General features: G+C 55.5%; 8 protein-coding genes and 5 tRNA genes. 1 reads left to right on the forward strand and 12 read right to left on the reverse strand.

Annotation, left to right across the window (positions count from 1 at the left end; translation table 11 throughout):
* Positions 1 to 19: 19 nt before the first annotated feature.
* The 12 genes from pheT to KJZ99_01975 all read right to left on the reverse strand — a co-directional run bounded on the left by pheT (position 20) and on the right by KJZ99_01975 (position 8070).
* On the reverse strand, positions 20 to 2404 hold the full coding sequence (gene pheT, locus KJZ99_01920; GenBank protein ID MCL4304652.1) for a phenylalanine--tRNA ligase subunit beta: 2385 nt from the start codon (positions 2402 to 2404) through the stop codon (positions 20 to 22).
* A 12-nt stretch (positions 2405 to 2416) separates the two neighbouring features.
* On the reverse strand, positions 2417 to 3439 hold the full coding sequence (gene pheS / locus KJZ99_01925) for a phenylalanine--tRNA ligase subunit alpha (protein ID MCL4304653.1): 1023 nt from the start codon (positions 3437 to 3439) through the stop codon (positions 2417 to 2419).
* A 93-nt stretch (positions 3440 to 3532) separates the two neighbouring features.
* Complete coding sequence (rplT, locus tag KJZ99_01930) at positions 3533 to 3883, reverse strand: 50S ribosomal protein L20 (protein ID MCL4304654.1); 351 nt, start codon at positions 3881 to 3883, stop codon at positions 3533 to 3535.
* Positions 3884 to 3974: 91 nt separating this feature from the next.
* The gene (rpmI, locus tag KJZ99_01935; GenBank protein ID MCL4304655.1) at positions 3975 to 4172 is read right to left on the reverse strand and encodes a 50S ribosomal protein L35; all 198 of its coding nucleotides are present in this window, start codon (positions 4170 to 4172) and stop codon (positions 3975 to 3977) included.
* An 18-nt stretch (positions 4173 to 4190) separates the two neighbouring features.
* Positions 4191 to 4682, reverse strand: a complete 492-nt coding sequence (infC, locus tag KJZ99_01940; protein ID MCL4304656.1) for a translation initiation factor IF-3 — start codon at positions 4680 to 4682, stop codon at positions 4191 to 4193.
* A gap of 56 nt (positions 4683 to 4738) precedes the next feature.
* A complete protein-coding gene (gene thrS, locus KJZ99_01945; protein ID MCL4304657.1) occupies positions 4739 to 6652 on the reverse strand; it encodes a threonine--tRNA ligase in 1914 nt (637 codons plus the stop codon).
* 141 nt (positions 6653 to 6793) lie between these two features.
* A tRNA-Val gene (locus KJZ99_01950) sits at positions 6794 to 6867 on the reverse strand.
* An 88-nt stretch (positions 6868 to 6955) separates the two neighbouring features.
* A tRNA-Leu gene (locus tag KJZ99_01955) sits at positions 6956 to 7041 on the reverse strand.
* 33 nt (positions 7042 to 7074) lie between these two features.
* A tRNA-Cys gene (locus KJZ99_01960) sits at positions 7075 to 7149 on the reverse strand.
* Positions 7150 to 7236: 87 nt separating this feature from the next.
* A tRNA-Gly gene (locus KJZ99_01965) sits at positions 7237 to 7308 on the reverse strand.
* A gap of 32 nt (positions 7309 to 7340) precedes the next feature.
* Positions 7341 to 7416 (reverse strand) — tRNA-Ala (locus tag KJZ99_01970).
* Between the two features lie 198 nt (positions 7417 to 7614).
* Complete coding sequence (locus KJZ99_01975) at positions 7615 to 8070, reverse strand: hypothetical protein (GenBank protein ID MCL4304658.1); 456 nt, start codon at positions 8068 to 8070, stop codon at positions 7615 to 7617.
* On the opposite strand from KJZ99_01975, the gene KJZ99_01980 reads away from it, so the two are divergent.
* The coding region (locus KJZ99_01980; GenBank protein MCL4304659.1) for a hypothetical protein at positions 8069 to 8291 on the forward strand (223 nt) is incomplete at its 3' end. The two genes, KJZ99_01975 and KJZ99_01980, sit on opposite strands and share 2 nt — an antisense overlap.

The following is an 8291-nucleotide window of genomic DNA, read 5'->3' on the forward strand; positions in this document are numbered from 1 at the left end:
TCTGAGGTGAAAAAAGAACTCAGCGCAGTGAGGCTGAGTGTCTTTGCTGCAATTTTGAGACAATAGATTGAATCGCCGCATCAACTTCGGCGGCATCAAGGCTTCTATCGGGATGCAAAAACTCAAGTCGAAATGCCACGGATTTCTTTCCGGTACCAAGTTTGTCGCTGACAAAGACGTCGAACGGCCAGACTTTCAATAGAGTAGGGCCGCCAGCCTCCCGTGCAGTTACAGCCAACTCGGCAAACGGGACGGTCTTGTCGACGATGACGGAAAGATCACGCCAAGCGGTTGGGAAGCGCGGAAGTGTCTGAAAAGCGAAATCGCTTGAGCGGCTCTGCGCCATAAGACCCAAATCCAGCTCAAACCAGGCGACAGGGGCGTCAATGTCGCGAACAGCACATTCCTCACGTGGCCAGATGCCGAACTCTCCGGCATTCAGGCCGTTGAGACGAAGCTGACCGCTCAGAAAACCAACGGTATCAAGATCATAGCAAAAAATTTCCGGTTTGTCAAGGGAAAGCTTGAGGGCCAGAAACTCCAGCACACTCTTCAGATCGAAGAAGTCGACAGGATCCTTCGGCTGGCTCCAGCCCTGTGGATAGCGGCGACCAACCATTAGCCCGGCCACAACCTGACGCTCCCACGTTCGGGGATCGCCGACTTCGCCCTGCCTAAAGACGCGGGTCGTTTCGAACAGGCGTAGATCCTTGTCGCCTCGTTCGAAATTTGCGGCGGCGGCCCGGAATATGGGGGCCAGGACGCTACCCTGCAGAAACTTCATTTCGTCTGTGACCGGGTTTGCAAGCTCAACACCCAGTGGTAATCCAGGAGGGTCCAGACGCGGTTCAGGGTTCCACATTGACAGAGATACGGATTGCAGGAAGCCTAACGACACCAGCACATCTTCAACCTGTCGACGAACCTGCACGACAAGATCATCCTGCCCGGTGAGCACGACTTTGCCGGATTCAGATGTTGGAATCTGTTCATATCCATGGACGCGAACTACTTCTTCGATCAAGTCAACTTCACGCTCAAGGTCAGGACGATGAGTAGGAGCATTGACTTGCCATGGCGTCTTCTGGCGGTTAACTTCGCATCCTAGACGAGCGAAGATCTCCGCAATCTCCTCCGGCTGATAGTCCATTCCAATTAACGCGGACGCACGCTCGGGTCTGAATGAGATCTGAACTTGCGTGATCGGTCGCACATACTCATCCACAGCTCCCGACCAAACCTCTCCTCCACCCCACTTCTGCATGAGCGATGCCGTGGCGGCAGCGACATAAGGCACATTACCGGGATCGCAACCGCGCTCGAAACGGCGGGACGAGTCAGTGGACATACCCAGCGACTTCGCCGTTCGCCGAATGTGAACGGGATCAAAGTACGCACATTCGATAATCACGTCGCTCGTATCGTCGCGAATCTCGCTGTTCTGCCCGCCCATTACACCCGCCAGCGCAATTCCGTGCTTGGAATCGGCAATCAGCAGATCGTGCGCTGCGAGCTTATGCTCCTTCTCGTCCAGCGTAACAAACTTTTCGCCGGCGGCGGCATAGCGAACATTGATCGCTCTGTCCGCAATGAAACGCGCGTCGAACGCGTGAAGCGGCTGTCCCGTTTCGAGCATCAGATAGTTGGTCACGTCCACGACGTTGGAAATCGGTCTAATCCCGCAACGCAGCAGTCGGATGCGAACGTCGAACGGCGAAGGAGTGATTCTGAGTCCGGTCACCGCTCGTGCGACGTAGCGCGGGCAGGCCTCGGGTGCAGTGATCTTCACCCGCACGAAATCCGCCGCCTTGCGAGATGACTCCTGCAGGGTGTATGCTTTGGGTTGCCAAGGCAGCTTGAACTTCGCAGCGATGTCCCGTGCCACGCCGATATGTGACAGAAAATCCGGACGATTTGGCGTGACTTCCACATCGTAAACCGTATCTGTATCCTGCAGGTAGCGCGCAGCTGAAGCGCCAACCTCCCACTCCTTGGGACACTCGATGATTCCCGAATGAGAAGGAGCCAAGCCAAGCTCCTGCTCGGAAGCGAGCATGCCGTGCGATTCGTGGCCGCGTAACTTTGCCTTCTTGATCGTCATTCCCTCAGCGGTCTTGGCACCCGGCAGCATGACCACAACTTTCAGTCCGGCGCGTGCGTTCGGCGCTCCGCAGACGACAGACAGCGACTCGCCACCTACGTTCGTCCGCGTAATCGAGAGATGGTCGGTTCCCGCAATGGGTGCACATTCGACGATTTCGCCAATCACCACGTTGTCAAGCAACGGAGCGTAGGTGTTGACTGCTTCAACTTCCAACCCGAGCCACGTCAAAACGTCGGCGAGCTGCTCCTGCGACACAGGCAGATCAAGGAATTCGGAAAGCCACTTATAGCTGATCAGCATAATAAAGGTTAGTTAGCGTGGCGTAATGCCGGAGAATTGCTTCAGAAAACGTACGTCGCTGTCGAACAGAAGTCTGATATTCGGAATGCCGAAGCGCAGCATGGCAATCCGATCTATTCCCAGTCCGAAGGCGAAACCCGAGTAGATTTCCGGGTCGTAACCGACACCTGAGAGCACATTCGGGTCCACCATTCCACTGCCGCCCATTTCCAGCCACGTTGTGTACTTGCAGATACGGCAGCCATCGCCTTTGCAAAACGGACATGTGATATCCACCTCGGCGGAAGGTTCTGTAAACGGGAAAAAGTGCGGACGAAACCGCAGTTTCGTCTGCTGGCCGAACAACTCTCTGTAGAACGCAAGCAGCGTCCCCTTAAGCTCTGCCATCGTCACCCCCTTGTCCACATACAACCCTTCCACTTGATGGAACATCGGAGAATGCGTAGCGTCCGGCCGGTCGCGTCGATAGACCCGTCCGGGTGAAATGATGCGCACAGGCGGGTCCTGCCTTTCCATCGTGCGGACTTGAACCGGCGATGTCTCAGTTCGGACCACGAAGCCATTCGGCAGATAAATCGTGTCGCTCTCATCACGCGAAGGATGCCACGCGGGAGTGTTGAGCATGTCAAAATTATACTTGACCAGCTCAATCTCGGGACCGTCTGCAACACGAAAGCCCATACTTCGAAAGATGTCGGTAATCTCACGCATGACTATCGTCAACGGATGATACCCTCCCACCCACGTGCCGCGACCCGGCAGCGACGTATCAATATCCGGCCCCTTCGACTTGGGAGTGAGAGCATTCCTGCGCTCAGCTTCCAGAGCTTCGAGCTGTTGCTTCAAATCGTTCAGCAGCTGGCCGACAGCCGGACGCTCCGCCGCATCGACCTTCCCGAGCTGCTTGAACAAGTTGGCCACGAGCCCTTTGCGACTCAGGTATTTTATTGAAACAAGTTCCAGTGCGGCGAGGTCCGAAGCGGTTTGAAGTGCTTCGGAAGCTTCGCGACGCAGGTTATCAATTTCTTCTCTCATCATCCGCCGTGGTTCGAAAATAGAGAAAGGCGATTCCCGCCGTGCAGGAACCGCCCGTCAACATTAGCACAAAAATTGGAGGGCCTGTGTAGGCTATGCAGCCTTGACCGAATCGGTCAAGTGCTTGAAGCCTTGAGGGTCATGCACGGCCAACTCCGCGAGCTGACGACGGTCAAGGGCGATTCCCTGTTGTTTCAGCCCGTTTATAAATCGGGAGTAGGACAAACCGTTCTCACGGGCGGCGGCATTGATGCGAACGACCCACAGATTCCGATAGACGCGCTTTTTCTTGCGACGGTCGCCGAAGCTGCGCGCCCACGCTTTTTCCACAGTTTCGGTAGCCGCACGAATCAGCGTGCCGCGGCGACCGATATAGCCCTTGGCGGCCTTGAAGACTTTGTTCTTCCGGCGGCGTGTGGCGGGATTATTTGTTGCTCTTGGCATGGTTATACCTGAATACGATAAATGTTCAAATCAAATCTCGTCCGACACACTGAACGACGCAATGCGGCGCAGCATGTCTCGACAGAGGCTCTCAGGCCATTGCCATCATCTTCTTGACTTTAGCCTCTTCGCCACCCACAAAGGTCTGCGTGCCCGTCAAGCGATTCTTCTGGGCGGTAGTCTTGTGAGTCAATTTGTGCCGACGGCGCGTCTTGTAGAAGACAATCTTCCCTGAGCCGGTGACTTTGCACCGCTTCGCCATCGAACGCTTGGTTTTCATCTTGGGCATGTGACCCTCTATTTCCGGTTACTTTCTAATTAACATCAGGACCAGCTGATTGTGCCCTTCCATTCTGGGCGGCGCCTCGGGCTTTGCGACCTCGGCGACTTCTTCAGCGATCCGCTGCATCATGCGAACCCCGAACTCCTGGTGCGTGATCATGCGGCCACGAAACCAGATGATAACTTTGACCTTTGAACCTTCTTCAACGAACCGCTTGACCATCCGAGCTTTTGTCAGCAGGTCATGGTCATCTGTGGCGGGAGAAAGGCGAATGGTCTTGACTGTCGAGCTTGCAGACTTCTTGCGGGAGGTCTTGTCCTTCTTGGACACCGAGTATTTGTACTTCCCGAAGTCCATGATTCGCACGACAGGGGGAGTTGCCGCAGATGCTATCTCCACCAGATCCAGCTCCTCCTGCCGCGCCAATTCAAGCGCCTTGGAGGGGTGCATGACGCCAATCTGCTGACCATCACTACCAATGACCCGTACTTCGGGAGCGACTATACCTTCGTTAATACGAGTCGAGTTTGCTTTACTGGTAGTTGGCGGTGTGCGCAGAGTTCCTCCTGAATCTAATGCGTCGTGCGATTTCTAATCTCGGTGAGCAGTCGCGAGGCTGTCTCTTCTACAGACAGTCCTCCGAGGTCGCCTTCCTTGCGGCGACGGAGAGAGACTTGCTCGTTTTCAACTTCCTTCGGGCCGATGACGGCCATGTAAGGTATCTTGCTCAATTCGCCGTCGCGAATCTTGAAGCCCAGCTTTTCGTTGCGGTCGTCAAGCTTTGCGCGAATGCCGCGCGATACAAGCTCGTCGGTCACCTTCACCGCGTAATCCAGAGTACGATCGGATACCGGCAGGATCCGGATCTGCTCAGGAGACAGCCACAGCGGCAGGTCTCCTGCATAGTGCTCGACCAGAATACCGATGAAGCGCTCCATCGATCCCAGCAGTGCGCGGTGAATCATCACCGGAGTATGCCGTCCGCCATCCGATCCCACGTATTCGAGGCCGAAGCGGTCCGGCATCGAGAAGTCACATTGCACGGTTCCGCACTGCCACGTTCTGCCGATCGCGTCCTTGATGTGGAAATCGATTTTCGGGCCGTAGAATGCACCGTCGCCGGGATTGAGTTGAAACTCGACACCGAGAGTCTTCAGTGCATTCTCCAGCGCGGTTTCCGCTTTGTCCCACACATCATCAGAACCTACCCGTGATTCGGGACGCGTCGAGAGTTCGACGCGATACTCTTCGAAACCGAAATCGCGGTACATGTCAAAGATAAACCTGACGACTTTCGCGACTTCCTCTTCGATCTGATCGGTCGTCACGAAAATATGCGCGTCATCTTGAGTAAAGACCCTGACACGGAACAAGCCGTGCAGCACACCGCTCTTTTCAAAGCGGTGAACCGTCCCGAGTTCGCAGAGCTTCAAGGGCAAGTCGCGGTAGGACACTTGATGCGTACCGTAGACCAGACAGTGTCCGGGGCAGTTCATCGGCTTTAGCGCGTAGGACTGCTCATCCACGACCGTGAAGTACATATTCTCTTTGTAATGGTCGTAGTGCCCGGACTTTCGCCAGAGCTCTTCGTTCATCACAAAGGGCGTACGAATCTCCCTATATCCCGCAGCGGCATGCTTGGCGCGCCAATAGCGCGTAATCTCATCCCAGATGATTTGGCCGCGCGGGTGAAAGAACACAGCTCCCGGCGATTCATTGTGGAAGCTGAAGAGGTCAAGCTGCTTACCAAGCTTGCGATGATCGCGCTTGGCCGCTTCTTCCAGACGATGAAGATGCTCTTCGAGCAATTCTTTGCTCGGATAGGCGGTCGCGTAGAGCCGCTGGAGCATCTTATTCTTCTCGTCACCTCGCCAGTAGGCGCCGGCCACGGAAAGAATCTTGAAATGCTTAATCCGGCTTGTGCGGTCGAGGTGCGGCCCGCGGCAGAGGTCGACAAAGTTACCCTGCTCGTAGACAGTCAGCCCTTCTTCAAGGCCGTCAATCAGTTCAAGTTTGTAGCCCTCACCCATCCCCCGGAAGAGCGAGACAGCGTCAGCTTCGCTTAAGTCCTTGCGAACCAGCGGTAAGTTCCGCTTGGCGATTTCGCGCATCTTTTCTTCGATGACAGGAAAGTCTTCCTGAGTGAAGACGTGCGGGGAATCGATGTCATAGTAGAAGCCATCTGCTATGGGAGGGCCGATTGCCAATTGTGACTCGGGCCACAGCTCTTTGATGGCATGTGCCATAAGATGCGCCGCCGAGTGCCAGTAGACGAACTTGCCTTCAGGGTGCTCGAAGGTGACAAATTTCAGTTTGCCGCCATGTTCGAGCGGGCGGTGCAAGTCCCAGATATCTTTGTCAACGACGGCGGCCAAGACTCCCTGCGCGCCGACTTCCTGCCCATCGGGAAGGAGGTCTATCGGCTTGGCGCCGCTCTGGGCCTTGACGGCTTTGCCGTCGATTAGTTCGAGCAAAAGTTCGGACATGTGAGTACCTCTACGAACGGTAACTACAGTTAACCCAGTTTACAAATGACTGCATGCGACAACCCAATGAAACGAAACGCAAAGCAACAAGACAGAACTTCATTCAGCGTCACCATTGGGTCCAGCGTCCACGCTGGGTAGTGGGCGATACTAGATTCGAACTAGTGACCTCTTGCATGTCACGCAAGCGCTCTAACCAACTGAGCTAATCGCCCAAAAACAAATCAACCGGCAGAAGCCGGTACGCGCGACCGCAAGGGCAGACGAAGCAGGCGGCAGTAAGATCGCGACTGACGGCTATTGTGCCGGGAGCCGGACTCGAACCGGCACGGGAATTTTGTTCCCTGGGGATTTTAAGTCCCCTGTGTCTACCATTTCACCATCCCGGCCAACAGGAGTATGTTCGCGGAACGGATGCGGCTTGGAGGCGCCGAGCGGATTCGAACCGCTGAATAGAGGTTTTGCAGACCTCCGCCTTACCACTTGGCTACGGCGCCGTGCAGGACATCAGGCGGAGTTCGCACAGAGAGACGCCTTGCGAAGCCTAACCTTATTCCACGGCAAGGCCAACTTCCTGCGGTTAGAGCGGGAGACGGGATTCGAACCCGCGACAGCCACGTTGGCAACGTGGAACTCTACCACTGAGTTACTCCCGCGAGAAAGAACCCAATACCAAACCGGGATCGTCTGGTGGACCTGAGGGGATTCGAACCCCTGACCTTCTGAATGCCATTCAGACGCGCTCCCAACTGCGCCACAGGCCCTCGGCAATGTGCGCGAACCCGAAATATACGCAACAGCCCTCAGTCTGTCAAGCGATTTGGGAAGAGATGCTGCCCAATGTCTTCAGATTGATTTGTCACTTATGTTAATATTTACAGTATCTTACAATGGGCTTGAGCAAAAAGAAGAGGCCGCGCCGTTTCTCGGCGCGGCCTCCGAAATATGCAACAATTCTGGGATTACAGGCCCATGTAGTTGTGCGCACAGCCTTCGCCGCAGAAGTAGGTCTTCTGACCGTCAACCACAACTGCCGGCGTAGCAGCGGTCACTTCAAAGCTGTGACCGGACATATTGCAGGTAGCAATCTTCTTGCCGCCTTCCGTCTTCACATTGGACTCCAACGTAGCCAGCTGAGCAGTCTCGTGAACGTAGCTGTCGGCCTTTGAAGCCATCGTCTGGCTGCACTTGATCGCGCACTCGTCATCCGCGAAGTAGAAACGAGCATTGCCCACCTGCGTATACGGAGTCTTGTCGGTCACGACAAACTTCTTGCCATCCGACACGGCGTACATCGTGCCATTTTCAATCTTGTAGACATTAGCATTGAAGTAGCCCTTATCGCCGCACGCCTTCTTGGCCGCGCTCGACGCACAAGTCTCGTTGGAAGCCATAGATGCGCTTGCACCCTTGCTCATGCAGCACGCGCCGCCCGATGCCTTGCTGGCATTCGTAGACGAGCAGGACGAACCGGACGCCATTGAGGCGCTCTTGCTCATCGTCGAGCACATCGCCGGGTCACAGGCACCGGCCGAAGCATTCTTGGCCGAAGCGCTCTTGCTCATCGTCGAGCACATCGCCGGATCACAGGCACCGGCCGAAGCATTCTTGGCCGAAGCGCTCTTGCTCATCGTCGAGC

It is taken from the genome of bacterium (assembly GCA_023382385.1).
GTDB lineage: Bacteria > Electryoneota > RPQS01 > RPQS01 > RPQS01 > JABWCQ01.

What these genes read in the sequence shown, in the direction of transcription:
- pheT (MCL4304652.1), bottom strand. Translation starts at nt 2,404, where the DNA reads ATGCTGATCAGCTATAAGTGGCTTTCCGAATTCCTTGATCTGCCTGTG.
- pheS (MCL4304653.1), bottom strand. Translation starts at nt 3,439, where the DNA reads ATGAGAGAAGAAATTGATAACCTGCGTCGCGAAGCTTCCGAAGCACTT.
- rplT (MCL4304654.1), bottom strand. Translation starts at nt 3,883, where the DNA reads ATGCCAAGAGCAACAAATAATCCCGCCACACGCCGCCGGAAGAACAAA.
- rpmI (MCL4304655.1), bottom strand. Translation starts at nt 4,172, where the DNA reads ATGCCCAAGATGAAAACCAAGCGTTCGATGGCGAAGCGGTGCAAAGTC.
- thrS (MCL4304657.1), bottom strand. Translation starts at nt 6,652, where the DNA reads ATGTCCGAACTTTTGCTCGAACTAATCGACGGCAAAGCCGTCAAGGCC.
- KJZ99_01975 (MCL4304658.1), bottom strand. Translation starts at nt 8,070, where the DNA reads ATGAGCAAGGGTGCAAGCGCATCTATGGCTTCCAACGAGACTTGTGCG.